This window comes from Aeromonas sp. s8 (assembly GCF_040907785.1).
Taxonomy (GTDB): Bacteria; Pseudomonadota; Gammaproteobacteria; order Enterobacterales; family Aeromonadaceae; genus Aeromonas; species Aeromonas veronii.
The window spans coordinates 1-25861 of the sequence record NZ_JBFOCL010000017.1; the positions used below are offsets into that span (position 1 = coordinate 1).

Sequence of the window (25861 nt, forward strand, 5' to 3'; positions counted from 1 at the left end):
CTGGATGTGAATGGCAACTGGGTGTACACCGCCGACAACGGCCAGGTGGCGATCCAGCAGCTCAGTCAGACCCAAAGCCTGACCGACACCTTCACCGTGCTCAATGCGGACGGGGTGACCAGCACCACGGTGACCATCACCATCCACGGCACCGATGACAAGCCGACGCTGAACATCTCCAACGATGTTGTCGTCTCCGAAGAAGGTCTCCTTGGTGGGTTGAAAGATGATGAAGGTGGCAAAGATACTACTGATGAGGTCGTTGCCAAGGGAGTGATTACCGTCGGTGATATTGACAGCAACAACTTGACTGTTTCACTGGGATGGCCAACCGATAATGGTGTTAAACCTGTTTATTCTGGTGGTGTTAAGGTCGAGTGGAGTTGGGATGCTGACAGCAAAACGTTGATTGGCTACGCCGGTAGCAAGGACAACGTTGTTCTTGAGGTTAAGCTGACAGCGCCAGTTGGTAGTAGCAAAGGTGACTGGGGTTATGAAGTGACCCTGAAGCAGCCGTTGGATCATGCTAATACCACCCAGGAAGACACCCTCGATCTCAAGATAAATGTGTCTGTTTCTGATGGGGCTCAGTCTGTGACTGAGTCTTTGACGATTACTGTCGAAGATGACGCCCCGATTGCCCGGAATGCTGATGCGGTCTCCGTTGCCAAAACAGACATTCCCAAGGTATTGACTGGTCTGTTTGATCTGACCCAACACTCGGCAACGGCAAATCAGAGAGAGCTTGATCTGGACGGGTTCAAGATCACCGCCAAAGGGTTCAAGTCGGCGACCGATTCAACTCTTATTGCTGCAGATGTCAATGCTTCAACGGCAGGGCTTGGTGTTGCCAGTGGTGATAGTCCGTACCACAACCTCGCCAATGAAGTGGATTTCCGTCTCTTTGGGAATGGAAAGTCTGCATCCGAGGAGCTGATCGTCAAGCTCGATCCGGGGACCGTGGCCTATGGCGCCAATATCAAGTTCAGCCAGATGTTTGGCAAAGAGTTGGAAAGTGGAGTGGTAGAGTTTTACCGCGACAAGGTATTAGTCTCCACACTACCGTTCAGATCGGATGCAGCGGGCGGAGAGTTCAACCAGAACTTCCAGGTGCAGCAGGGTGGCTTCGATACCATGGTGATCAAGGCGACCAATAACGGCAACATCAATACCAAAGACAACAGCGACTTTACCGTCAAGTCTATCGAGTTTCTGGGGGCTGATACGCCGCAGGCAATTGCCTATGGTTCGGGTACGGTTGCACCGCAATGGGGTGCTGATGGCAAGGGGCATATAGCGCTTTTGGGATCCAATGAAGTTGGTTTGATGACAGCTACTGGTAAAGAGATCTCAATTTCCAGCAAAGCAGGTCTACCCAATACCCTGTATGGCGAAGCCAGTGACGGCACTTTGGTGTTCAGGTTGGAGTTCACCCCGGCCACCGGCAAGTGGGAGTTCTTCCAGTACCAGCGCATGTCCAAACCCCTGGGTGATGGTGACATCGACTTCCAGATCCGGGTGGTGGATGGTGACGGTGACGCCAGCATTGGCTCCTTTGCCACCAAGCCTCTCTTCACGCCGCTGGTTCAGGGTGTCTCCAGCGAGAGCGTGACTGAAGGGGGCAACCTGTTGCACAAGGTCACCTTGTCCGATGCGACCCAGGAAGCGACCGAATACGATTTCGCCATTCGCGGATCGGGCAACAACCCCGCCTCCAACCAGGACTGGGGCAATGCCCAGTTCAGCAACGGCGTGACCTACAACAGCACCACCGGCAAGATCACGGTACCGGCGGGCGTGACAGACTTCACGGTGACCATCCCGACGGTGAATGATCGTCTGGTCGAGACGAACGAGACCCTCTCGGTGACCATCGGTGGTCAGAGCGGGACCGGTACCATAGTGGACAACGATCGGGCGCCGACGGCGGTTGGCGGCCACAGCACCGGTGCCGAAGATCAGCCCCAGGTCCTCACCTGGGCCCAGTTCGGTGCCAGCGACGATCAGGACGCGACCGATCTCGGGGTGCAGATCAACACCCTGCCGCTGAACGGTACCCTCGAATACCTCAATGCGGCTGGGCAGTGGGTCGCGGTGCAAACCGGATCCCTCATCTCCTATGCCGAGGTGAACGCAGGCCATCTGCGCTTCGTGCCAGGTCTGAACGAATCGAGCACCCATGCCGCCAACGGCAACGGCGCCGTGGTCGGCAACATGAAGGGCGACTATGCCAGCATCGGCTATCAGATAAGCGACGGTGCCAACCTCAGCAACGGCAGCAAGCTGGTGATCGATGTGGCGGCGGTGGCCGATAAGCCCACGGTCAACGTCACCCTGATGGGGAATGGCATGCCGTCTTACAGCCAGAGCTTCCCGAGCGCGGGGATCACCACGGGCCAGTTCCAGTCCGGCAGCTTCGACAAGGGGGCCCTGGGGATCACTAATACTCTGACCGATAGCACTTCTAGTAAGGACTCCGTGGTGGGCGGTGATGGCAACGACTACATCGTGAGCCAGAAGGGGGGCGGCGACCACTTCGTCGGTGGCAACGGCAATGACGTGCTGGTCGGTGGCAACTCAGTGTCGGGCGATACCCTCGACGGCGGCGTTGGAAATGACATTCTGGTCGCTGGGTTGGGTGGCGATACTCTCTATGGCGGTGCTGGTGATAAAGATATCGCTGTACTGTCCGGCAACCGTGCCGACTACGCCATCACAAAGGGCAGCGGATACTCGATCAATGATCGCTGGTTCAACTTCTCGGTCACGGAGAAGGGGGTCGGTATCACCAAGGCGCTGCACGACGTGGAGTATGTCCAGTTCGCCGACGGTGTCTACCAGATCAATCAGGATACGGGCGTGCTGACCCTGGTGCAGCCGGTGGTGGTCGACTACCCGCTGGAGGTGAGCGCCTCCCTGAGCGATCGGGATGGCAGCGAAGTGCTCGACAGCCTGGTACTGAGCGGGATGCCGAAGGGTGCTGCACTCTACAGCGGTAGCCAATTGCTGGGAACCGTCGGGGTTGATGGCAAGCTTACCCTCACCGCCAACAGCGGTCTGTGGAGTGAGATCGCGCTGGATGTGAAGTTGAGCGGACTGACGCTGCGAGTGCTGGGCAGCAGCGCCGGTCGGGTGGATCTCAAGGTGGAGGCGATCACACGCGAGTTGTATTCGGAGTCGTCAAACACCGCCAGCGACGAAGACAGTATCCGTCTGAGCTACTTCAATGCCACCGAAGGGGAGCCGGGCAACCAGGACCAGACCTATGGCAGCGAGCACAACATAGTGGTGGGGGATCTGGATGGCAGCGTGGTGCTGTCGGGTCAGAACTACAACATTGCCTTCATCGTCGACAGTTCCGGCAGTATAGGTGACGAGGCGATGGAGACGATCCGCACCCAGCTGGAGCAGGTCTTTACCAGCCTCAAGACCAGTGCGGGCACCGACAATGCGGGTACTGTCAATCTCTTGCTCGTGGATTTCGATACCACGACCCGCGGCAGCGTCAGTGTCAATCTGGCCGATAGCGGCGCATTGAAGACCCTGCTCGATGCCCTCAAGGGGATGTCTGCCGATGGCGGCACCAACTACGAGGCCGCATTCAGCAAGGCGGCGAACTGGTTTGCCGGCAGCACGGCGACCAGCAATGTGGATGCGAAGAACCTGGCCTACTTCATCACCGATGGCAAGCCGACCTTCTATGACCTCGGCACTACCACCAGGCTCAGTGATGTGAAGGTCATCGATTGGGCTTATAGCAGTGACGAGTATCTCAACAGCACCTCTTTGAACCTCGGCAACTATGTGCTCGGCAATACCGTGACCTACCGCGGTGTCGAAGTGGTCAACAGCAAAGGGGAAGTGATCAAGTGGTCCGAAGGGTGGGGTGGCTGGTTCACGACCACTGTGGGGGTCATCGTCAAGGGCAGCAACGGCCAGAACCAGATCCAGTTGCTGGGTGGGGATGGGCGAAACAGCACCGATGAGGTTCGGGCCGACGCCTTGTTGGGTTACCAGCTGTTGACCGCAAAAGGGGTGACCGTCGAGGCGATCGGATTGGGTAATAACATTTCCTATAACGATCTCAAGTCCTACGACTCTGACGGTGTCATCATGACCGGCGTCAATGCTAGCGACTTGGCCAACACCATCTTGGGTAGCTCCGTCAACAACAAGCCGGGCAGTGACCGGATCGATGGCGGTGCCGGCGACGACATCCTGTTTGGCGACGCGGTACGCTTCACCGGCATCAGCGGGGAAGGGTATGCGGCCATCAAGCAGTATGTGAGCGGCAAGCTGGGGGCAGGGTCGGTGACCGATGCCCAGGTGCACGCCTACATCACGGATCATGCCAGCGAGTTCGATCAGTCGTCGACCAATGACAAGGGTGACACCCTCCTCGGCGGTGATGGCAATGACATCCTGTTCGGTCAGGGGGGAGATGACTTCCTGTACGGCGGTGCCGGCAACGACACCCTGTTCGGTGGTAGCGGCAACGACACCCTCTATGGGGAGAGCGGCAACGATCGCCTCTATGGTGGCAGTGGCAACGACACCCTCTATGGCGGTACCGGCAACGACATATTGAGCGGCGGACTGGGCAACGACATCCTGATCGGGGGGGCCGGAAACGACATCCTCATGGGGGATGCAGGTGCCGATACCTTCACCTGGCTGAAGGGGGATACCGAGGCTGGCAAGGTGGCCAAGGACTACATCGTCGATTTCAGCAAGTCGGAAGGGGACAAGCTGGATCTGAGCGACTTGCTCGACAGCGATGGCAGCAAGAGCGAGAGCTCCCTGAAGAGCCTGCTCTCGGTGTTCCAGGACAGCGAAGGGGTGCATCTGCAAGTCAAGGAGAGCAGTGCCGCGCCGGTGACCCAGGAGATAGTGCTGATGAACCACACCTTCGACACTCTGACGGGCGGTTCAGGGACGACTGCCAACCAGGTGATCGACTTCATGTTGCAAAACAACATGTTGGATATCAACAAGTAACAGCCAAGCGGGCTGGGCAAAAGCGGCAGAGCAATCTGCCGCTTTTTTTATCTTTGCAGGGAAGCGAAATCAGTTGCCGAGGGTGGCGAACAGGCTCTGCTCTAGGGTACCGCGGGAGACGCAGACCGGCTTGATGGACGGGGCCGGTACGCGCTCGCCTGAGGATTCAACGAAGAACAGCTCGGTGTTGCCCTTGACGTTGACGGTGGCCACGCTGCTGTTACCGCTCTGGGTGATGATCAGGTTGATCTGCAGGTTCGGGTTGCCCAGTGCAACTTTGGATCCCATGGTGCCGCAGTCCAGCCACTCCAGCCCGTCGGCTGACTGGTTGACGTTGGCGGTCATCAGGCCGGAGCCACGCTGGCTGTTTTCGATGGTGAGGCCGTGATCGGTGAACCACTTCTCGGCGCGAGCCCACACCAGATCCACCGGGATCGCCATTTCCTGAGTATTGTTGGTTGCCTTGGCAATTGGCGGGTTGTAGCGATACTCCTCACCGCCGTTATTGTCACCAGCACAACCAACCAGCAGCAGCGCCAATGCGCTCCCCATAATCTTTTTCATCTTGTTTCTCTCGTCCATATCACCAGGCCATTGGCCAACCGGCGCCTATTATCGCCGGAGCGACAATCTCTGTCAGCAACCATCCAGCGTTCGGTGTTATGGGGAGGTGATCGGGGTGCTTTACAAAATTGGTTTGCTATCATAGATTTGCTCGAAATTCCTCCATAAGCGCCCCTGTGACCAACATGCTCACCCCGGATCTGCTGCAGCAGATCATCGACCAATTGCCAATGAGTATCTTCTGTCGAGATAGTCATGGGCGTTACCTGTTCGCCAATCGTGAGTTCGCCCGTGAAGCCAAGCTGGAGTCGCCTGCCGAGGTTGTCGGCAAGACAGATGCAGAGATGCCCTGGGGCGATCTCTTTCGCAGTGAGGATGAGCAGCTGCTTGCCGGAGGCGTGCCGATGCTGTATCAGCAGCTCCATTGCAACCGGGGTGGTGATACCTGCTGGATGGAGGTGCACAAGGTGCCTCTTTACACCCCGCAGGGGGAAGCGTGCGCAGTATTCGGGGTGGTTAACGAGATTGCCCAGCGCAAGAGCCTGGAACAGACCGTCAAACAGCAGCAGTTGTTGCAGCGTTTTCTGCTCGATGCCATTCCTGACCTGATCCGCTTTGATGATCACAACGGGGTGTTGCTGGAGTGCAATCAGGCGTTTCTCGACTTTATCGGCCAAGGGGCGGATGAGGTGCTGGGTCAGCAGCTGCCGTTCCGGTTGGCGGCGCCGCAGGGGATGGGTCATGGCGAGTGTTGTCTGCTGGATGCCAGCGGGCAGGGGCGACACATGGAGATCACCCGGGTAGATGTCCCCGATGGTGATGGTCACTCTCTCGGGATCCTGACGCTGGGGCGTGACATCACCGGTCTGCGCACCACTCAGGCGCAGTTGCAGCAGGAGCAGCACTACGACAGTCTGACCGGGCTGCTCAAACTCTCCCGGTTCTTGCAGACCAGCCGCCATCTTGGGGGACGCAGTGCCACATTGGTGCTGGTCGATCTGCACCATTTTCGTGAAATCAACGATCGCTTCGGGATCCGGATTGCCGACCGCCTGCTCAGCCAGGTGGCCAAGCGGTTGCAGCAGTTGGTACCGCCGCGTTCTCTGCTCTGTCGGGTCGCTGCCGATGACTTCAGCCTGCTGTTGCCCGACTTCAACGAGCCATTGCAGGGGTGGAGCCAGCATCTGCAGCAGCAGTTGATGGAGCACTATCAGGTGGAAGATCACCGGATCCAGATCCCGGTGTTTCTGGGGCTGGCCCAGGGGCGGGCAAGCGATGCCGAGCGGTTGCTCAGTCATGCCGAGGCTGCGCTGGCGCAGGGCAAACGGCAGCAGCAGTACTGCACCCTGTTTGATCCCGAGCTGCATGCCCGGCTCAAGCGGCGTCAGCTGATCGCCGCCCAGTTGCCACTCGCTATCAAGTCCGCCCAGCTGGTTGCCGTCTATCAGCCCATTATCTGTACCCGTACTCACCGGCTGCACGGCGCTGAGCTGCTCTGTCGCTGGCCCCATCCCGAGCTTGGGATGATCTCCCCCGACGAATTCATTCCGTTGGCGGAAGAGATGGGGATCATCGGTCAGCTTGGCCAGTTAATGTTGGAGCAGGGCTGTGCCCAGCTGGCGCAGTGGCAAACTGCGCAGCCGGATATGGTGCTCTCCATCAACCTTTCGCCGCTGCAGTTCCGTGATCCGGCGCTCTGTGAGCGGGTCTCAGCCTGCATCGCTCGCCATGGTCTCAAGGCCAGTCAACTGGAGCTGGAGATCACCGAAGGGGTACTGATGGAGAATGCCGACGAGATTGAGACCAACCTCGACAACCTGATCGCCGCCGGTTTTCAGCTGGCCATCGACGACTTTGGTACCGGTTACTGCTCGCTGGCCTATCTGCCGCGTTTGCAGGTGGCGACTCTAAAGCTGGATCGCAGCTTCACTCAGGGGCTGGCCAGCAATAGCGCGACCACCGCTATCGTGCGTTCGGTCATCGGATTGGGCCATGAGCTCGGGATCCGCATCACTGCCGAAGGGGTAGAGACACCCGAGCAGCAGCTGTGGTTGACCGAGGCGGGGTGTGATCGGCTCCAGGGCTATCTGTTCAGTCGCCCCCTGCCGCCGGCGGAGTTTGCTGCCAGCTATCTGGTGTGAGAGATCGTCAGAAACAACAAGGCCACCGCAAGGTGGCCTTGTTGTTTTACGATGGAGGCAGGATCAATCCTGGAAGTAGGTGCCCCAGCCATCGTAATCCACCCCATATTTTTCCAGGATGGGCAGCATATTGGCGATATCGGCGACGATCGCTTCGACATTCAGCTTGCACTCGATGGTGGCATCGAAGCAGAAGATGGTGGCGCCGTCATCCAGTTCCATCTCTTCGGCATCGGTCACTTCAAAACCAGCCTTGAACAGGTCAACCGCTGCTTTTTCCAGACGGTCGAAATCCTGGCAGGCGAAGTGGTGCTCGATATCGTAATCCGCATCGGGATTGCTGCCATCGGCCAGCAGTTCGTTGACGATCTCGGTGGTCTCATCACGCCACTCTTGCATATTCAGACTCATGTTGCCTCCAGGCGGTATCATTGCGGCAAAGCATACTCGCAGAGTGGATTCGGCTCAATGCGGCGGACCCACTGAACCTCGAATTTCCATCATATTGGCGCAGCCTGCAGGGCGTGCAGAGGTCAGCAAGTATGGCAAACAGGACTGAAGTGGATAATAAATGGCTGCTTCGTTCAGTTGTTGAGCGAACGCACTTTTTATCGAGCCATCATGGTTGACACTCTGCGCTGGAAAGGGTTTAATGCGCGCCGTTGCCCAGATAGCTCAGTCGGTAGAGCAGGGGATTGAAAATCCCCGTGTCGGCGGTTCGATTCCGTCTCTGGGCACCACAATTCCTCCTTAGTTCAGTCGGTAGAACGGCGGACTGTTAATCCGTATGTCACTGGTTCAAGTCCAGTAGGAGGAGCCAAATTCGAAAAGCCCGCTCAATCGAGCGGGCTTTTTCATTTCTAGTTGCTGTTGCATGCTGCCAAAAAGAGCGTTGCGCCACAGGTGGCACTGAACAGCAGCATTCCGGTCTGCAACATGCTGCCAGGGCATGGCTTCTTCTCTCTTTTTCTGGCCCTGATCCACTTCGGTTTCATCACATTCCCTTATCCATTTTGTCGGCCTGAATGGCTGCACTCCTGTGCAGGCGAGCCATCTTTGTTGAATGGCTCCATGGCGTCAATCTCCCCTGCAAAACAATTAATTCAGCAGCGTTGAAGAGCGGCTTGTCGGGTGATGTTTCGACCTTTAAGCCATTGTTAACATTTTGGAAAACCGGAGTGACCCTGTGGCTGGGCGGGGCTATGATGGGATCAATGATGTTCCCATCCTGACGGAGAGATCCCAGATGAGCAGCCCCTTGAGCTATGTATTGGACGGCATTCATTGCGAGCCGCACTTTTTTACCGTTCCCCTCGATCATGATGAGCCGGATGGTGACAGCATTACCCTGTTTGCCCGCACCCTCTGCCGCAAAGACAAACTCGATGACAAGCTCCCCTGGCTGCTCTTTTTGCAGGGCGGTCCCGGTTTCGGCGCGCCGCGCCCGACGGCCAACAGTGGCTGGCTCAAGCGGGCGTTGCAGGAGTTCCGAGTGCTGCTGCTGGATCAGCGTGGCACCGGGATGTCGAGCCCCATCCACGGGCATAGTCTGGCCAAAATGACCCCGGCCGAGCAGGCGGAGTATCTCGGCCATTTTCGCGCCGACAGCATAGTGCAAGATGCCGAGTTCATCCGGCAGGAGCTCAGCCCCAAGCATCGCTGGAGCCTGCTGGGGCAAAGTTTTGGCGGTTTTTGCTGCCTGACCTATCTCTCGCTCTTCCCCGATAGCCTGCGGGAGGTCTATATCACCGGCGGTATCGCACCGATTGGCCGCAGCGCCGAGGAGGTTTACCGTGCCACCTACCAGCGGGTGGCTGACAAGAACCGAGCCTTCTTCGCCCGCTTCCCCCACGCTCAGGGGATTGCCAACCGGCTGGCCAACCATCTGCACCAGCATGATGTGCGACTGCCCAACGGCCAGCGCCTGACGGTGGAGCAGTTCCAGCAGCAAGGGCTGGATCTTGGTGCCACGGGTGCCTTCGTGGAGCTTTATTACCTGCTGGAAGAGGCCTTTATCGGCGACAAGCTGAGCCCGGCCTTTCTCTATCAGGTGCAGAGCATGCAGCCATTCAATACCAACCCGCTGTTTGCCATCCTGCACGAGGCTATCTACGCCGAAGGGGAGGCGACTCGCTGGGCGGCGGAGCGGGTCAGAGGGGAGTTTCCTGCGGTGAACTGGGCGCCCGGCAAGGATTTCGCCTTCACCGGCGAGATGGTTTACCCCTGGATGTTCGAGCAGTTCCGCGAGTTGCTGCCCCTGAAAGAGGCGGCTCATCTGCTGGCCAACAAGGCGGACTGGGGGGCGCTCTATGACCCAGCCCAGCTGGCCCGCAACAAGGTGCCGGTGGCATGCGCCGTTTATGCCGAGGATATGTATGTGGAGTTTGACTACAGTCGCGAAACTCTGCATGGCCTTGGCAACAGTCGCGCCTGGATCACCAATGAATATGAGCACAACGGTTTGCGTGCCGATGGTGAAGCGATTCTTGAGCGCCTGATCGCGTTGAATCGCGACCGTTAATTGCCGTTATCGGCAACTATCGCGGGAGCCCGGACTCCCGCGATAGTTGTGATGGATAGTTGTGATGGATAGTTGTGATGGATAGTTGTTATGAAAGCGTGACACCCTGAACCTTGCCCCGCGCCTGCCAGACGATGAGTGGATAGCTGGCTGATTAATTTCCCCCTCTTTCACTGTATCTGCCGATCCCTCACCATATACTTGCCAAACGACTCTGTATTGAGCCGCGGTCAAACCGATTGACCAACCCGTGCTCGTTACCATTAGAAAGTCGCTCCGATGCTCTGTATTCCGCGTATCAGATATGCCATCTCTGCATGCCCCGCTATCCGGGGGAGGGGATGGTCGTGCTTTTCAATCAAGATAAGGATGTATGATGAGAAAGTCTCTGTTGGCCTGCTCCCTGTTGCTGTGCCCTGTCGTGTTTGCTGCCACCCCCCATTGGGAATATAGCGGTGAGGCGGGGCCTGCCCACTGGGCCAAGCTGACCCCTGAGTTTGGCCAGTGTGCGGGCAGCAATCAGTCGCCGGTTGACCTGAGCGGATTGGTCGAGGCCAAACTGGCCCCGCTGGTACTCCACTATCAGGCGGGTGGCAAGACCGTGGTCAATAACGGTCATACCGTGCAGGTCGGTTATACCCCGGGCAGCACCTTGCAACTCGATGGCACCACGTTTGAGCTCAAGCAGTTCCACTTCCACGCCCCGAGTGAAAATCTCATCGAGGGCAAATCCTATCCGCTGGAAGGGCATCTGGTGCACGTCAGTGACAAGGGAGAGATCGCCGTGGTGGCGGTGATGTTCGAGGCTGGCAAGGCCAATCCGGCGCTGGCGGCTGCCTGGGGTGAACTACCTGCCAAGGTGGGGGAGACCCAGGCCCTCAATGCGCCGCTCTCTGCTGAGCAACTGCTGCCCGAGAATCGTGACTACTATCGCTTCAGCGGTTCCCTTACTACGCCTCCTTGCTCGGAAGGAGTGCGCTGGCTGGTGATGAAGCAGCCAGTCGAGGTCAGTCAGGCCCAGATCGACACCTTCAAGGCGGTGATGCACCACCCCAACAACCGGCCGGTGCAGCCCCTCAATGGGCGCGTGGTGCTGCAATAACACAGCGTTGCAATAGCGCAGTCGATAGCAAAAATAACAAAGAGGGCCGCGAGGCCCTCTTTTACATGGAGAGGTATCGGCGAGCTATCAGAGGCTGGCGGCAATGCGTGCACCGAGGGCCGCGTTGTTCAGTACCAGCTGGATGTTGGCGGCGAGTGAGTTGCCGCCGGTCAGCTCGCAGACGCGGGCCAGCAGGAAGGGGGTAGACGCCTTGCCCTTGATCCCCTGCTCATCCGCTTCACGCAGCGCTTGGGCAATGGCTGCGTCGATATCGGCTTTTGGCATGGCGTGTGCGGTCGGGATGGGGTTGGCCACCACGGCGCCGCCCGCCAGTCCCAGCTCCCACTTGAGGCGCAGCGCCTCTGCGATGGCTGCCGGGGTATCGAGGCGATAATCGACCTTGAAGCCGCTCTCGCGGGTGTAGAAGGCTGGCAGCTCCTCGGTTTGATAGCCGATCACCGGCACGCCCTGGGTCTCCAGATACTCCAGAGTCAGCCCGATATCGAGAATTGATTTGGCCCCCGCACAGACTACGGCCACTGGCGTTTGTGCCAACTCCTGTAGATCGGCCGATATATCGAAGGTCTCCTGCGCGCCGCGATGCACCCCGCCAATACCACCGGTGGCAAAGACCCGGATCCCGGCCATGGTGGCAATGATCATGGTGGAGGCGACCGTGGTGGCACCCATCCCCTTGCGCGCCAGTACGAACGGAATGTCGCGGCGGCTGCACTTGGTCACGCTGTGGCCTGCCCGGCCGAGCGCTTCCAGTGCACCCGCATCGAGACCCACCTTGAGGCGGCCGTCGAGGATGGCGATGGTGGCCGGAATGGCGCCGTTATCGCGCACCACCTGCTCCACCTGACGGGCCGTCTCCACGTTCTGCGGATAGGGCATGCCGTGGGAGATGATAGTGGATTCGAGGGCGACGACCGGTTTGCCGGCGGCCAGCGCGGCAGCAACTTCCGGTTGGATATCGAGGTAAGCGTTCAGCATGAGTACTCCTCCAGTATGCGGTCAACGGCGGTCTTGCTCAGACCGGAAAAAACGGTATCGGAACAATTGACGGTGAGGGCGGCGCAGCCCAGGGCAAAGCGGGTGGTTTGGGCAATGTCGAGCTGTTGCAGCCAGGCGTGGGCGAGACCAGCCATAAAGGCATCCCCGCCGCCGGTGACGTTGAGTACCGGACTGCCCAGCACCGGCAGGTGGCCCTGCTGCTCGCCATCGCTGTAGAAGATCCCCTGTTCACCCAGACTGAGGAACAGTCGCTTGACCCCGGCGCGGTGGAACCAGGCGGCCACCATGGGCCAGGTTTCGGGCCCGGCGATGGTCATGCCGCACAGCTGCTCGGCTTCGCTTCGATTGGGTTTGAGGGTGTGGATCTTGCCGAGCCAGGGGCGGATCTTCTCCACCTTGGCCACCGAAACGGTATCGACAAAGATGGCGTGCTCCCCCTGTCGCTCGAACAGCCAGTCGAGAGTGTGGATGGCCAGATTGGTGTCGAGCACCCAAAGCCGGGCACCGCCGAGAAAGCCTGCGAGGGGGGTCAGGCGGGCAGGGGTGAGCTGCTCTATGATGGCCATGTCATTGATGGCGCAGCTCATTTCGCCGCTACCATCATGCAGGCTGAGGTAGCAAGAGGTAGTGTGGCCATCGAGCACCAGGGTCTGGCGCACATCGACGCCGGCCCGCTGGCTTACCTCCAGCAGATGATGACCATACTGGTCGTTGCCGACTGCAGTCAGCAGCCGGGTATCGCTGCCGAGCCGAGCCAGATTCTCGGCGATATTGCGGCCGACACCACCGGCCGAGGTGCGCACCTTGCCAGGGTTGGAGTCGCCAAGCAGCAGGTTGTCGTGGCTGGTGCCGCAAATATCCATATTGGCACCGCCGATCACCACCACGTAAGGGCCTTCTCGCAGTACATAACCTCTGCCTTGCACATATCCCTGCCGGATCAGGCTTGAGATGTGGCTGGCCAGCGCGGAGCGGCTGATGCCAAGGCGATCGGCCAGCTCCTGCTGGGCAATCATGGGATCCTGACGCAGCAGGGCGAGGATCTCTTGTTCACGCTCAGTCATAGACAAACATCCATTTACAAACGTTTGTCTATTATTGCTGGGAAACGTTTGCTGGCTATCAGCTTGTACAAAATTTGTCGGCTTGCGCACAAAAAATTGACATTCAAAGCTGGGTTGGCAAGCGGTTTAGCCGGGGAGGGGACTTTTAACGGGTCGATGGCCCTGCAACGGCTTATAATGGCCGCCGCAAGATGAGGAGAGATGATGGAAAAGAGTGCATTCTGCTGCGTGGGGCTGGTCAATCCCAAGTCTCCGGAAAATGTCGGCTCCGTGATGCGAGCTGCGGGCTGCTACGGGGTGGACGAGGTCTACTACACCGGCAACCGCTTCGAGTTGGCGCGCCGCTTTGCCACCGATACCAAGCAGATGGTGGAGAAGATCCCGCTGCTCGGGGTGGATGATCTGATTGCGTTTATCCCGCAGGGATGCGTGCCCGTGGTGGTCGATTTGATCGATGGCGCTACGCCGCTCCCCGACTATGTCCATCCGGAACGCGCTTTTTATATCTTCGGGCCGGAGGATGGCACGCTCGATCCCGCCCTCTATGGCGCGGTGAAAGATGTGGTCTATGTGCCGACTCAGGGCTGCATGAATCTGGCCGCCTCGGTCAATGTGATCCTCTATGACCGCTTGGCGAAGGGGTTCCGGCAACCCTGAGTTGTGGCGTGGCCACGGTCAATCAAACCGTAATGGAAAGGTGTTGCTCATAGACTGGTTGCTGGCGGTGGCCGCGGTTGACGGGGCTGCGGTATCCTTCTCTTTCCCCTATGGAGGGATCAGTTTTCGCCGGCCTTGACCGCCTGCTCCTCGAGAAAGTCGCGGTAGTAGTCATAGAGGTGATAACGGCGATATATCTCGGCCAGCGTGCCGCGACGGATCAGATTCACCATCTCCTGATCCCACAGCTGCAGTAGCCGGTCGCCCTGTTCGGTATCGGCAAAAATGGGGTAAGTCGGTATCCAGCGCAAAATGGTGCGGTACATATTGGCCGGGGTCTCATCGGCTGCATGGAGCACGCCAGCGGTCAGGTAATAGCGATAGCGCCCCTTGCCAATCAGCTGCAGGGCCATCTCATGGTTGTCGATCTCGTGCCATCGCATGGTGACCGGAAGATATTTATCCAGCACCCATCCTCGCCGCCAGAGGACGGTCTCGCCTTCCAGACTGCGCTCTCCCCGCCATTGCGGCTGCCACTGCTTGAGCATGAATACGGTCACATCATCTGCGGAGGCTGGCTGATGGGGCTGCTTGACCCCCTTGATCTCGTCCAGATAGACACTCATGGCCATATCGCCCTCTTGCCTGGCTACCATGGCGACGGCGCGTTTGTAGGGCACGATATGGGGCACGATCTGATAGCCGTGGGGTTGGTAGATGGTTCGCACCAGATCGAGATAGATACCGCGGCCATCCGGTTGGCAGAAACCGGGCCAGCCATCGCAATAGACGTGGATATCGGTTGTGCGAGCGTGGGTGATCGCACACAGAGAGCAAAGCAGCAAACAACCGATGCGCAGCATGGTCAGCAATATCCTCGCAGGGGTGAGGAGAGCATTTATCACCTGATTTATACCATGCATTGATCGCGGCGGGCGGAGAAAACATCTCGCATCTCCATTTTGCGACAGGGTTGAGAGTTATTTACCTTCGAGTCGTTCTCATTAATGAGAGGTGCAATAGTGGCCAATTGGTTGTCGCTAATAAGATGGCTAACCACAAATACGTAGGGCTGGTCTGACAGCAGGGGGGATATCAACGTCTGTTTGCATGAGGCGCTGGCACACTCATGCGTACAGGTAAGTGACATATAGTTTTTGATAAACCTCAGCGGTAGCAGCCATACAGCGATATAAAAAGGTGACCCTCATCCGCCTCATGTTATCCCGGCTATGAATCTCTGCAGCCTCACCCGGCGGCCAGCTAGCTTCTCGATCTTGCGCTGTGTTCAGTAGTGCGGCGGCGGGGTCTCTTCGGCCATGCTGGCAATCTGGCTGGGTTGTACGCTTTGCAGTTTGTCGATCAGCAGCTGGATCTGGTATTTGAGCCGATCGAGTTCACGGCCCTGGGTGGTTACCTCGTCGTTGAGCTGCTCTATGGTGTACTCCGCATAGGCGAGACGGGTTTCCAGGGTTTCGATGCGATCGTTAAGTTGCTGACTCATGGGCCTTCGGGTCCTTACTTGATTGTCCAGATTTCGGCCAGACCACTGGAGCTGGCACTGACAAGGTGGCTATTGTCGCGCAAAGCGACGCCGTAGACCACTGCGCTGGGCGGTTTCACCTTGGGTTGCGGCGAGACGCGCCAGCTCTGCAGCAGGGCACCATCGCTCACTTGCCACAGGGAGAGCTGACGGGAAGGGGCGCCGGTGATGAGCCACTTGCCATCGTTGGCAAAGCGGGCGCTGGTGTAGACCTCGAAGCGGTGATCATATTGCAGCTGACTCACCTCTTTGCCGGTTTTCAGATCCCAGATGCTGGCCCGGCTGCTGTCGGCGGTGAAGGCGTAGCGGCCGCTCGGCTCCAGTCTGGCCATGATCACCCGGCCACCATGGTTGAACCGCCAGATCACCTGCCCGCTACGGGTATCCCACAGATAGGCGCTGTAGTCGTTGCCGCCGGTCAGGGCGTAGCGACCGTTGGCGGAGAGATCCACCGTATTGACCTGTTCTGTGTGCCCGAGAAACTGCAGGCGACGACCGCTTCGGGTATCGAGCCACTCGGCCTTGCCATCTTCCCGACCTATCAGCACATAACGACCGTCGGCAGAGAGCGCGATATCCCTCAGCCTGGATTCAGGAAGTGAGTAGTAGCCTTGTGATTGCCCGTCGCTCAGTCGCCAGGTCGCAAAGGTGTCTGGTGTGGCGGTGACGGCATGGCTGTTGCCTTCGGAAAAGCGGGTAATGAATACCAGATCATCCGCCGAGTCGGATTGCTTCCAGCGCCAGCGTTGACGGTTCTGTTCCAGATCCCAGACGATGATGCCCTGGCTGATGCTGGAGACGATGGCCTGCTTGCCATCACTGGATAGATCTGCGGTCAGCAGACCCGTGCTGGCGAGGGTCATTTGCTGGTTGGGTTGGGAGCTTTGCTCGCAACCGGTGAGCATTAAACAGAGGCTCACCAGATAAATGGCACTTTTTATCATTTTTGCGGTCTCACGCTTTTGTTACCTGCGATCACGGCGTTAGTATAAGGCGCTTATCACGATAAACCTCTCATTTCACGATGGAACCGAGAGCGGTATTTGGAGTTTGGAGAAACTGATGAACAAATTTCTGAAGGTGTCCCTGTTGGCGGCGGCCGTTGCCGTCGGTCTGACTGCTTGCCAAAAAGACGAGAAGCCTGCTGCGGCCAATACCGCCGAAGTGAAGGCAGAAGCCAGCAAGCCGGCAGAGGCGACCAAGGCCGAAGCCAAGAGCTTTGAAGAGCAATCTGGCTACGCAATTGGCCTCTCCATGGGTCGTTACATCGCCAATACCCTGGAGCGTCAGCAGGAACTGGGCATCAAACTGGACAACGCCGTGATCCTGAAAGGGGTGACTGACGGTCTGGGCAAAGAAGCCAAGATGACTGATGAAGAGATCCAGAAGGTACTGCAGGATTACGACGCCAAGATCAACGAGCTGACCAAGGCCAAGGCCGAGAAAGACGCCGTTGAGAATCTGAAGAAAGGCGAAGAGTTCCTGGCTGCCAACGCCAAGAAAGAGGGTGTGAAGAGCACTGAATCCGGCCTGCAGTACGTGGTCGAGAAGATGGGCACTGGCGCCAAGCCGAAATCTACCGATATCGTCAAGGTTCACTACACCGGTACCCTGACTGACGGCACCAAGTTCGACAGCTCCGTCGATCGCGGCGAGCCGGCTACCTTCCCGCTCAACCAGGTTATCCCGGGTTGGACTGAAGGTGTGCAACTGATGCCGGTTGGCTCCAAGTTCAAGTTCTTCCTGCCGTCCAAGCTGGCCTATGGCGAGCACGGTGCAGGCTCCATCCCGGCGAACGCCGTGCTGGTGTTTGACGTTGAGCTGCTGGCTATCGAGAAGCCGACTGCTGATGACGCCAAGAAGTAATCCCTTCTTGTAGTTAAAAACGGCTCCTTAAGGAGCCGTTTTTACTTGTGTATTCCCTGCAATCGCGGGATAACAGAGCTGTCTTGGCGTTGGGTTTGCGCGCGAAAATAAGGCAAAATAGATCGCAGAATCAAATACAAGGATGAGTCCAGTGGCTGAAAATAAATCGCGTGTCCTGCTGGTGGAAGATACCCGTAGTCTGGCGGTGGTCTATGAACAGTACCTGCGCCAGGAGGGGTACGAGGTGGTGCTGGCCGACTGTGGTCAGCAGGCGTTGGCACAGTTGCTGGCAAGTCCTCCCCCCGTGGTGCTGCTGGATCTGGAGCTGCCTGATATGTCCGGTATGGATATTCTGCAGATGATCACCGAACAGCAGTTGCCCTGCTCTGTGGTGGTGATCACCGCTCACGGCTCGGTGGATGTGGCGGTGGAGGCGATGCGCCTCGGTGCCTTCGATTTTCTGACCAAGCCGTTTGACAGCAAGCGGCTCTGCGCCACCGTTCGCAATGCCTTGAAACACCAGCAGTTGAGCTCACTGGTTGCCCACTATCGAGAAAACTTCGAGCGTAGCTCCTTCTTCGGTTTTATCGGTGCCTCCATGTCGATGCAGGCGGTCTATCGCATCATCGAGAGCGCTGCGCCCAGCAAGGCGACCGTCTTTATCACTGGCGAGAGCGGCACCGGCAAAGAGGTGTGTGCCGAGGCGATTCACCAGTGCAGCCCCCGCAGCGAACAGCCCTTTATTGCCCTCAACTGCGCCGCCATTCCCCACGATCTGATGGAGAGCGAGATCTTCGGTCATGTGAAGGGCTCTTTTACCGGCGCCCAGGGGGATCGCAAGGGGGCGGCCAGTCTGGCTGATGGCGGTACCCTGTTTCTCGACGAGATCTGCGAGATGGACCTGGATCTGCAGAGCAAGCTGCTGCGCTTCATCCAGACCGGCACAGTGCAGCGAGTCGGCAGTGGCAAGCTCGAGACGGTGGATGTCCGCTTTATCTGCGCCACCAACCGGGATCCGCTGGTCGAGGTAAAAGCGGGCCGTTTTCGCGAGGATCTCTATTATCGGCTCCACGTCATTCCCCTCACTCTGCCGCCGCTGCGGGAGCGGGGTGAGGATATCCTGCTGCTGGCGCGCACCCTGCTGCAAAGCTACGCCAAGGAGGAGAACAAACGCTTCAAGGATTTCGATGTCGAGGCGGCGCGAGTGCTGCTTGACTACCCCTGGCCTGGCAACGTACGCGAGCTGCAAAACGTGGTGCGCAATATCGTGGTGCTCAATGACAAGGAGCTGGTGAGCCCGGATATTCTGCCGCCACCACTCAATGGAGTTCGTCCCCAGCTGCCGGCTGCGATTGCGGCAGCGGTGGCATCGGCTCCGGCCGCCACCGGGGTGGCCAACGGGCCAATTCGTCCGCTCTGGCTGGTGGAAAAAGAGGTGATTGAGCAGGCCATCGCCAGCTGTGACGGCAATATTCCCAAGGCGGCGGCCCTGCTCGAGATCAGCCCCTCCACCATTTACCGTAAAAAGCAGGGGTGGGAGGAGTCCAATCGGGCCTGAACCATCTTGCCAGCAGCAAGGGCGGCTAGCGTGCCGCCCTTGCTATTTTGGGGATCAGAGTTTGGCGAGGCGCTTGAGGCGGGCCAGTCGCTCACCCTCGTTGGCGCTGAACCAGCGGTCCTGTGACAACAGAAACCAGGCACGGGAGAAGTATTCCGCGGCCAGCGGATCGTCCAGCACCAAGGCATTCTCCCCCAGCTCCTCGAACAGATAACCATCCTCAGGTTCGCCTGCCTCGGCCATATCGGCCTTGAGCTGGTGCAGCTCTGCCAGTGCCTGCTGGTGCTGACCTTGGGCCCGGGTCAGGCGAGCCAGACTCCAGCGAGCGATAAACGCCTTGGCCGGCTGGTTATGCTGCAGATGCCAGGCCAGGCACTTCTGTTGCTGGATTTTCGCCTCATCAAAGCGGCCCAGTTCGAACAGGGTACAGCCCTGATTGTTGTAAAGGGGGGCCAGCCAGCCGCGCACCTTCTCGTCACTGCTGCGTTCCGCCAGCTCCATCGCCAGTTGATGCCAGCGGCTCTGCTCTTCCAGTGGTGCGGCGATGGCGATCATGTGAGCGGCGTCGATGGCGAGATAGGTCTCCTTCTCCTTGAGTCCCCACTGCCAGGCTTGTTCAAACAGCGGTTTGGCACTGGCTTTGTCGCCCGCCGAGTTAAAGGTGCGGCCTCGCTCCAGCAGAGCTCGGATCCGCGCTCTGGGGGTTGTGTCGGTGAGGCGGGGCTCTATCTCGTCGAGCAGCTGGTGGGCTTCGGCAAACTGGCGCTGCAGCGAATGGGTGCGGGCAATTTGGGTCAGCAACTCCAGTTCGAGTTGCAGGTCGGCGGCGGTGCGCGCTTCGGGAAGAAGGGTGTGAAAACGCAGTGCGCTGGCGGCGGGATCCTGATAATCCCACAGCGCCATGAAATCGGGCGGATTGTCCATTTGGCCTCCTTGCTGGTTATCCTGTCACCAAGATGCCTGCAGGCCATTGTTTGTACAAGGGGCGCCCGTCACAGAGCGCCCCTTGAGTCATGTTAACGGCTGTTGTCAGCCGATCAGTAGACCATGGCCAGGCTCATCAGCATCAGACCGAAGGCGGCAAAGGCCCCCTCTTTGATAGCGAGCCGTGGCACCAGCGCCTTGGGCAGGGCCGGAAACAGGCTCAGGGCAAAACCAAGGCCCGGCATCAACCAGTGGAATGCCGGATCGCGCAGGGTGGGATCGGCGGCACCGTTGATGATGATCAGTAAAATAAACAGGGTGAAGGCGGGGAGGATAAACCAGCGTACCCCGCCGGCGGCGACCGCCCGCAGCGGCGAAATGCGATAGAGCAGCATGGTCACAAGGAACAGAACAAAAGGGGCCAGCAGATAGAGCGGAGCGGGGTTCATAACATCTTTCCTGAAAACTGATCGTCAAAAAACCGGGTGTCCGGTGCAAGAGGCGCGGGATTTAATCACTCTTCGCAGGTAATCACCAGCAGTCCGGGTCCGGGCTGTGAAGAGGATCCCGGATAAAGGTTTGCTAGCGCACTCTTAGTGCAACCAGAACCAGGCTGCAGCAAATCCCAGCCAGCTCAGCACCAGCAAGATCCAGGGCAGGGGATGCTGATGGCTTACTTCAACCAGCTCCAGCTGATCGTCTTGTTCTTCGGTTTGGGGCGCGCCCTGTGGCTGCCTGGCTTTGGCCTGCAATTTCTTCTGGCGGCTCGCTTCACGGGCCCGCGCCTTCATCTGTTTCTTGTATTCGTCGATGCCTTTCTGGATCCCTTGCGCGATAAGCTGGGTCTGTTCCTTGGTCTGCCCCGGCTTCTGGTTGGCACGGGCAATTTTCATCGCCTCCTGCTGGGTCTCGGGGGAAATCTTGTCGTACTTGGCCATCAAATCATCTCCTCGGGCATGGCTGGCTGGGGAGTATGCCATAAAGGCGCGTCCGGGTGGCGCCTCCTTGGTGCGGGAGGAGAGCAAGTGAGTGACTGCTCAACAAAAAACCGGATAAATCAGCAGGAAGCCGGATGTTGGGCCGAAGATCACAATTAGCAGAATTTGTGAGTCATCGATGAAAAACGGTCATCTGTTGTTTGTTATATTGGCGCCCGACCCGCTGGACAGGGTTGATAAATAACAAAACAATCAAGGTGATATGGAAATGAATAATAACTTTATCAAAGGCGGCGTGGCACTGGCCGTGCTTGCTGCACTGACTGGCTGTAATACCTCGAGCAATGACACCGTTGCACCCTGCACCGAAAATGTCTGCAAACTGACCATCCTGCACACCAACGATACCCACGGCCGTTTCTGGCACAACGCTGAAAATGAGTACGGTATGGCTGCCCAGAAGACTCTGGTCGAGCAGCTGCGTGCCGATGCCAAGGCTGCTGGCAGTGACGTACTGGTTCTTTCCGGTGGTGATGTGAATACCGGGGTGCCGGAGTCCGATCTGCAGGATGCCGAGCCTGACTTCATGGCGATGAACAACATTCGTTACGATGCCATGGCAGTGGGCAACCATGAATTCGACAACCCCCTCAGCGTGCTGGAGAAGCAGCGCAAGTGGGCCCAGTTCCCCATGCTCTCGGCCAACATCTATGACAAGGCGAGTGGCAAACACTACTTTGACCCCTACAAGGTGTTCAAGCTGGAGAGTGGTCTCAAGGTTGCCGTACTGGGCCTGACCACCGAGGATACCGCCCAGCTGGTTGACCCCAACAACGTTCAGACCCTGGAGTTCCGCGATCCGACCAGCGAGGCGGCCAAACTGGGTCAGCAGATCCGCAGTAACAAGGAGGCCAATCTGGTCTTCGCCATCACTCACATGGGCCATTACGAGAATGGTCAGCACGGCAGCAATGCGCCGGGCGATGTAGAGATGGCTCGTGCACTGCCGGCAGGGACTCTGGATGCCATCATTGGTGGCCACTCCCAGAATCCGGTCTGTATGGAACCGGGCACCACCAACAAGTACGCCAATTTCAAACCGGGTGATAACTGCCAACCGGACCAGCAAAACGGCACCTGGATCATGCAGGCTCACGAGTGGGGCAAGTATGTGGGCCGTGCCCAGTTTGAGTACCAGAATGGCAAGTTGACCCTGACCAGCTATGACCTGATCCCGGTCAACCTCATCAAGCGCAACGCCAAGGGCGAGGCGATCGATGCCAACGGCGCCGTAACCAAGGACCCGACCAAGATGCAGTTCGTACAGGACGAGATCACCAAGGATCCCGAGCTGTATAACTCCCTGCTGGGTTATCAGGAGAAAGGTCAGCAAGAGCTGAATGTCGTCATTGGCTCGGCAGATGGCTTGCTGGTTGGTGATCGCAACTCGGTTCGCAATAAGCAGACCAACCTGGGTCGCCTCATCACCACGGCGACCAGCAGCAAGCTGGGTGTCGACTTTGGTATCGTCAACTCAGGCGGCGTGCGTGACAGCATCCCGGCCGGTGATATCACCTACCGCAGCGTGCTGCTGGTACACCCGTTTGGCAACACGGTCAACAAGGCTGTCATGAAGGGAAGCGAGCTGGCGACCTATTTGGGCCAGGTGGCAAGCAAGACCCGCAATACCGGTGGTTATGCCCAGTTTGGCGGTATCAACATGGCGGTGGATTGCCAGGCCAAGAGCGTCAATATCACCAGTATCGGTGGCAAGGCGTTTGATCCGGCAGCAACTTACAGCTTCGCGATCCCGAGCTTCAGCGCCTCCGGTGGTGACGGCTATCCGAAGATCGATACCATCAATGCCGGGTTGGTGGATGCTGCCGTGCTGAAGGAGTACATCGAGATCAAGAAGACCATCAACGTGGCCGATTATCAGCCAGGTAATGAGGTGAGCTATCTGAACTCAGCCTCTACCGAAGGGTGTAACTGATTCGTCTGCGGGGCGCATACCCCCAGATGTGATCCCAAAGGGCAGCCGGTGGCTGCCTTTTGTCGTTGTTTGGGTGGCGGTTACAACTCTTCAATCATCAATGACGATAGCAATCGTCTGTATGAGGTCAGGTGAGGGGATGGAATGAAAAGAGGGGGCCCATGGGCCCCCTCTTGCGTAGTGACAATCTAAACCTTACAGCTGTTCGATACCAACGATATGCCAGGGGGCATTGTTCTTGGCCAGATCGCGCTCGAGGTGCCACACCTCTTTGATGTCTTCTTCGACCTGCTCCTGACGGTCCATGTAGCGGCCGCTGAAGCGCACGCTCACCTGAGCCCAGTCGCTGCCGTAGTCGGCGCGTACCAGCTGGGTATCCACATACATTACTTCCGTATGCTGGTCGCCAGTCAGTTCGGCGCGCTCGGCTTTGAGCTGCTCAAAGAGCTCGGGGCTGACGTACTCGCGCACCTTTTCCAGATCGTTCTTGTTCCACGCCTCTTGCAGGGTGCGATAGTGATCGCGGGCACCGGCCAGGAAGCTGTTCATGTCAAAGCCCGGCGGCAGGCGGAACGGCACATCGCTGTCGGCAAAGCCGGTGGCTTGCGGTGCGCTGTTGCTCTGCTCAAACTGCTGCGGGGCCGCGGATTGTGGTGGCTGATAGCCCGCATAGGCCGCCTGTTGTGGCTGTGGCGTTGCGACCTTGCCCTTGCGCAGGGTACGGATCAGGAAGACTGCCCCCAGCGCCAGCAGGGCGATCAGCAGGAAGTCCATTCCTTGCAGACCTTCAAAGGCACCGCTGCCCAGCAGGTAGGCAAACAGGCCGCCAGCCAGCAGGCCGCCCAGCAGGCCACCCATCATGCCGCTCTTTTTCGGCGGAGTCTGGGCATTCAGTGTCGGATTCTTGTTGTCGACCGGTTTGGCCGCAGGCTGGGCCGGCGCAGTTTTGTAACTTTTACCAAAGGATTTGCCGCCGCCAAATTTCTTGGCTTCGGCGTGAGGTGCCCCCAGGCCAATGGCCAGGATCACGGCAAACAGGGTCAGCATCTTTTTCATTTTGACTCTTTTCACTCTCGTCTGTGGGTGGGGCATGCTCCGCTTTGGCAAGCTCAGCAAGGCGCATGGCAGGCTGCCTGTCCCTAATTGTGTTGCAGCTTGTATTCATCAATATCACCTCTGGCATGAATTATTCATGAACGAGGTTGCCGCGATGCGGCGTCAAACAAGAGGAGTAAACCGGATGAAAAGCAGAAGATTGAGTCGCAAGGAGCGCAAAATGCGAAGCAAAATCAAAATGGTCAAGGTAGAGCAGACTCTGGTTTGGCCCTTTATGATGGTATGAGCCGCCAGATAGGGCTCGCCGTAGTTGGCTTTCTTTTGTAAAATTCCCGTCCCCTTCCCGCTGCGGTTTTTATGTGTATGGCAGAGCAAGTGACGGCGAAAAAAGACGCCAAGACACAACAGCTGAAAGTTCCTCCCCACTCTTTTGAGGCCGAACAGTCCGTACTGGGCGGCCTGATGCTGGATAACGATGCCTGGGATCGGGTTGCCGAACGGGTTATCGATCAGGATTTCTACAGCCGTCCGCACCGGTTGATCTTCCAGGCCATGACCCGCCTCTCCAATGCGGGCAATCCCATCGACCTCATCACCCTGCAGGAGGAGCTGGAGCGCTCCGAACAGCTGGAAGAGGCGGGCGGCTTCGCCTATCTGGTGGAGATCGCCAAGAACACCCCGAGTGCCGCCAACATCAACGCCTACGCCGAAATCGTGCGCGAGCGGGCGGTGGTGCGGGAGATGATCTCGGTCGCCAACGAGATAGTCGAAGCGGGCTACGAGCCACAGGGCCGTACCTCAGGCGATCTGCTCGATCTGGCCGAGAGCAAGGTATTCAAGATTGCCGAGCAGCGCACCAGCGCCAACGAGGGGCCCCAGCCCCTGAAGCTCATCCTCGAGCAGACTGTCGACAAGATTGAAGAGCTGTTCAAGACGCCGCACAACGGGGTGACCGGGGTATCGAGCGGTTACAACGATCTCGACAAGATGACCGCCGGTTTGCAGCGTTCGGACTTGATCATCGTGGCGGCCCGTCCCTCCATGGGCAAGACCACCTTTGCCATGAACCTCTGCGAGCATGCGGCCCTCACTGCCGACAAGCCGGTGCTTATCTTCTCGCTGGAGATGCCCTCCGAGCAGATCATCATGCGTATGCTCGCCTCGGTCGGTCGCATCGATCAGACCAAGGTGCGTACCGGTCAGCTCGACGACGAGGATTGGGCCCGTCTCTCCTCCACCATGGGATTGCTGCTCGAGAAGGGCAAAATGTATATCGATGACGCCTCCGGCCTCACTCCGACCGATGTGCGCTCCCGTGCCCGTCGGGTGGCGCGCGAGCATGGCGGCCTATCCATGATCATGGTGGACTACCTGCAGCTGATGCGGGTGCCGGCGCTCTCTGACAACCGTACCCTGGAGATCGGCGAGATCTCCCGCTCCCTCAAGGCCTTGGCGAAAGAGCTGCAGTGCCCTGTGGTGGCGCTCTCCCAGCTGAACCGAAGTCTGGAACAGCGGGCCGACAAGCGCCCGGTCAACTCGGATCTTCGTGAATCGGGCTCCATCGAGCAGGATGCGGATTTGATCATGTTTATCTATCGTGATGAGGTTTATCACGATGACAGCCCGGACAAGGGGATTGCCGAGATCATTATCGGCAAGCAGCGTAACGGCCCTATCGGAAGAGTGCGTCTCACCTTCCAGGGTCAGTTCTCCCGGTTCGACAACTACGCCGGTCCGGCGTTTGACGACGATTATTGATAAGTAACAATCATGGCAATCCTATGGTCAGGATTGCCACCACCGCTCTGACCCGCTTGCCATTCACTGCAAGGCAGCCCGTCAGAGCCTGTTTTCCCGGTTCGACAATTATGCCGGTCCGGCCTTCGACGACGATAAGTGAGTGGCGGTCTTCTGCCCGA

20 protein-coding genes and 2 tRNA genes are annotated in these 25861 nt (G+C 58.3%); 11 read left to right on the plus strand and 11 right to left on the minus strand.

Features of this window, described 5'->3' with window-relative positions; all coding sequences use genetic code 11:
* Positions 1 to 4998: VCBS domain-containing protein (locus AB5Y86_RS05880; protein ID WP_368192393.1), on the plus strand; the 4998-nt coding region annotated here is incomplete at its 5' end.
* A gap of 69 nt (positions 4999 to 5067) precedes the next feature.
* Here AB5Y86_RS05880 and AB5Y86_RS05885 read toward each other — a convergent pair.
* Positions 5068 to 5562, minus strand: a complete 495-nt coding sequence (locus AB5Y86_RS05885; RefSeq protein ID WP_005335330.1) for a hypothetical protein — start codon at positions 5560 to 5562, stop codon at positions 5068 to 5070.
* A gap of 185 nt (positions 5563 to 5747) precedes the next feature.
* Between AB5Y86_RS05885 and AB5Y86_RS05890 the strand changes: the two genes are divergently transcribed.
* Positions 5748 to 7703 (plus strand): EAL domain-containing protein, encoded by a 1956-nt coding sequence (locus AB5Y86_RS05890; protein WP_219264515.1) that lies wholly within the window; start codon positions 5748 to 5750, stop codon positions 7701 to 7703.
* Positions 7704 to 7766: 63 nt separating this feature from the next.
* Here the strand turns inward: AB5Y86_RS05890 and rraB are convergent, their stop codons facing one another.
* The gene (rraB, locus tag AB5Y86_RS05895) at positions 7767 to 8102 is read right to left on the minus strand and encodes a ribonuclease E inhibitor RraB (protein ID WP_368192424.1); all 336 of its coding nucleotides are present in this window, start codon (positions 8100 to 8102) and stop codon (positions 7767 to 7769) included.
* Between the two features lie 265 nt (positions 8103 to 8367).
* Between rraB and AB5Y86_RS05900 the strand changes: the two genes are divergently transcribed.
* The 4 genes from AB5Y86_RS05900 to AB5Y86_RS05915 all read left to right on the plus strand — a co-directional run bounded on the left by AB5Y86_RS05900 (position 8368) and on the right by AB5Y86_RS05915 (position 11326).
* Positions 8368 to 8443, plus strand: a tRNA-Phe gene (locus AB5Y86_RS05900).
* A gap of 4 nt (positions 8444 to 8447) precedes the next feature.
* A tRNA-Asn gene (locus AB5Y86_RS05905) sits at positions 8448 to 8523 on the plus strand.
* 426 nt (positions 8524 to 8949) lie between these two features.
* On the plus strand, positions 8950 to 10224 hold the full coding sequence (locus AB5Y86_RS05910) for an alpha/beta fold hydrolase (protein ID WP_368192394.1): 1275 nt from the start codon (positions 8950 to 8952) through the stop codon (positions 10222 to 10224).
* Positions 10225 to 10600: 376 nt separating this feature from the next.
* Positions 10601 to 11326: a carbonic anhydrase gene (locus tag AB5Y86_RS05915; RefSeq protein WP_368192425.1), complete on the plus strand. Its 726-nt coding sequence runs from the start codon at positions 10601 to 10603 to the stop codon at positions 11324 to 11326.
* Between the two features lie 87 nt (positions 11327 to 11413).
* Here AB5Y86_RS05915 and AB5Y86_RS05920 read toward each other — a convergent pair whose 3' ends face one another.
* Positions 11414 to 12322 carry a pseudouridine-5'-phosphate glycosidase gene (locus AB5Y86_RS05920; protein ID WP_368192395.1) on the minus strand — a complete coding sequence of 303 codons (909 nt, stop codon included), beginning with the start codon at positions 12320 to 12322 and terminating at the stop codon, positions 11414 to 11416.
* Complete coding sequence (locus tag AB5Y86_RS05925; RefSeq protein WP_042080063.1) at positions 12316 to 13407, minus strand: PfkB family carbohydrate kinase; 1092 nt, start codon at positions 13405 to 13407, stop codon at positions 12316 to 12318. The genes AB5Y86_RS05920 and AB5Y86_RS05925 overlap by 7 nt, the downstream gene beginning before the upstream one ends.
* Positions 13408 to 13611: 204 nt before the next feature.
* Between AB5Y86_RS05925 and AB5Y86_RS05930 the strand changes: the two genes are divergently transcribed.
* A complete protein-coding gene (locus AB5Y86_RS05930) occupies positions 13612 to 14064 on the plus strand; it encodes an RNA methyltransferase (RefSeq protein WP_368192426.1) in 453 nt (150 codons plus the stop codon).
* A 119-nt stretch (positions 14065 to 14183) separates the two neighbouring features.
* Here AB5Y86_RS05930 and AB5Y86_RS05935 read toward each other — a convergent pair whose 3' ends face one another.
* The 3 genes from AB5Y86_RS05935 to AB5Y86_RS05945 form a co-directional block, all read right to left on the minus strand.
* Positions 14184 to 14927 (minus strand): substrate-binding periplasmic protein, encoded by a 744-nt coding sequence (locus AB5Y86_RS05935; RefSeq protein WP_368192396.1) that lies wholly within the window; start codon positions 14925 to 14927, stop codon positions 14184 to 14186.
* 425 nt (positions 14928 to 15352) lie between these two features.
* Positions 15353 to 15568 carry a SlyX family protein gene (locus AB5Y86_RS05940; protein ID WP_005335285.1) on the minus strand — a complete coding sequence of 72 codons (216 nt, stop codon included), beginning with the start codon at positions 15566 to 15568 and terminating at the stop codon, positions 15353 to 15355.
* 14 nt (positions 15569 to 15582) lie between these two features.
* On the minus strand, positions 15583 to 16551 hold the full coding sequence (locus AB5Y86_RS05945) for a vegetatible incompatibility protein HET-E-1 (RefSeq protein ID WP_043820853.1): 969 nt from the start codon (positions 16549 to 16551) through the stop codon (positions 15583 to 15585).
* 118 nt (positions 16552 to 16669) lie between these two features.
* Between AB5Y86_RS05945 and fkpA the strand changes: the two genes are divergently transcribed.
* Positions 16670 to 17473 (plus strand): FKBP-type peptidyl-prolyl cis-trans isomerase, encoded by an 804-nt coding sequence (gene fkpA, locus AB5Y86_RS05950; RefSeq protein ID WP_005335283.1) that lies wholly within the window; start codon positions 16670 to 16672, stop codon positions 17471 to 17473.
* Between the two features lie 151 nt (positions 17474 to 17624).
* On the plus strand, positions 17625 to 19031 hold the full coding sequence (locus AB5Y86_RS05955) for a sigma-54 dependent transcriptional regulator (RefSeq protein ID WP_005348258.1): 1407 nt from the start codon (positions 17625 to 17627) through the stop codon (positions 19029 to 19031).
* 54 nt (positions 19032 to 19085) lie between these two features.
* Here the strand turns inward: AB5Y86_RS05955 and AB5Y86_RS05960 are convergent, their stop codons facing one another.
* The 3 genes from AB5Y86_RS05960 to AB5Y86_RS05970 form a co-directional block, all read right to left on the minus strand.
* Positions 19086 to 19955: a hypothetical protein gene (locus AB5Y86_RS05960; RefSeq protein ID WP_368192397.1), complete on the minus strand. Its 870-nt coding sequence runs from the start codon at positions 19953 to 19955 to the stop codon at positions 19086 to 19088.
* Positions 19956 to 20068: 113 nt separating this feature from the next.
* On the minus strand, positions 20069 to 20404 hold the full coding sequence (locus tag AB5Y86_RS05965) for a hypothetical protein (protein ID WP_368192398.1): 336 nt from the start codon (positions 20402 to 20404) through the stop codon (positions 20069 to 20071).
* Between the two features lie 144 nt (positions 20405 to 20548).
* Complete coding sequence (locus AB5Y86_RS05970) at positions 20549 to 20893, minus strand: DUF2956 domain-containing protein (protein WP_005349520.1); 345 nt, start codon at positions 20891 to 20893, stop codon at positions 20549 to 20551.
* A 268-nt stretch (positions 20894 to 21161) separates the two neighbouring features.
* On the opposite strand from AB5Y86_RS05970, the gene ushA reads away from it, so the two are divergent.
* Entirely contained in the window at positions 21162 to 22886 is a 1725-nt protein-coding gene (gene ushA, locus AB5Y86_RS05975; RefSeq protein WP_368192399.1) for a bifunctional UDP-sugar hydrolase/5'-nucleotidase UshA, read from the plus strand.
* Between the two features lie 195 nt (positions 22887 to 23081).
* Here the strand turns inward: ushA and AB5Y86_RS05980 are convergent, their stop codons facing one another.
* A complete protein-coding gene (locus tag AB5Y86_RS05980) occupies positions 23082 to 23942 on the minus strand; it encodes a Tim44 domain-containing protein (RefSeq protein ID WP_005335275.1) in 861 nt (286 codons plus the stop codon).
* Positions 23943 to 24305: 363 nt separating this feature from the next.
* On the opposite strand from AB5Y86_RS05980, the gene dnaB reads away from it, so the two are divergent.
* Entirely contained in the window at positions 24306 to 25700 is a 1395-nt protein-coding gene (gene dnaB / locus AB5Y86_RS05985; RefSeq protein WP_026035132.1) for a replicative DNA helicase, read from the plus strand.
* Positions 25701 to 25861 lie beyond the last annotated feature (161 nt).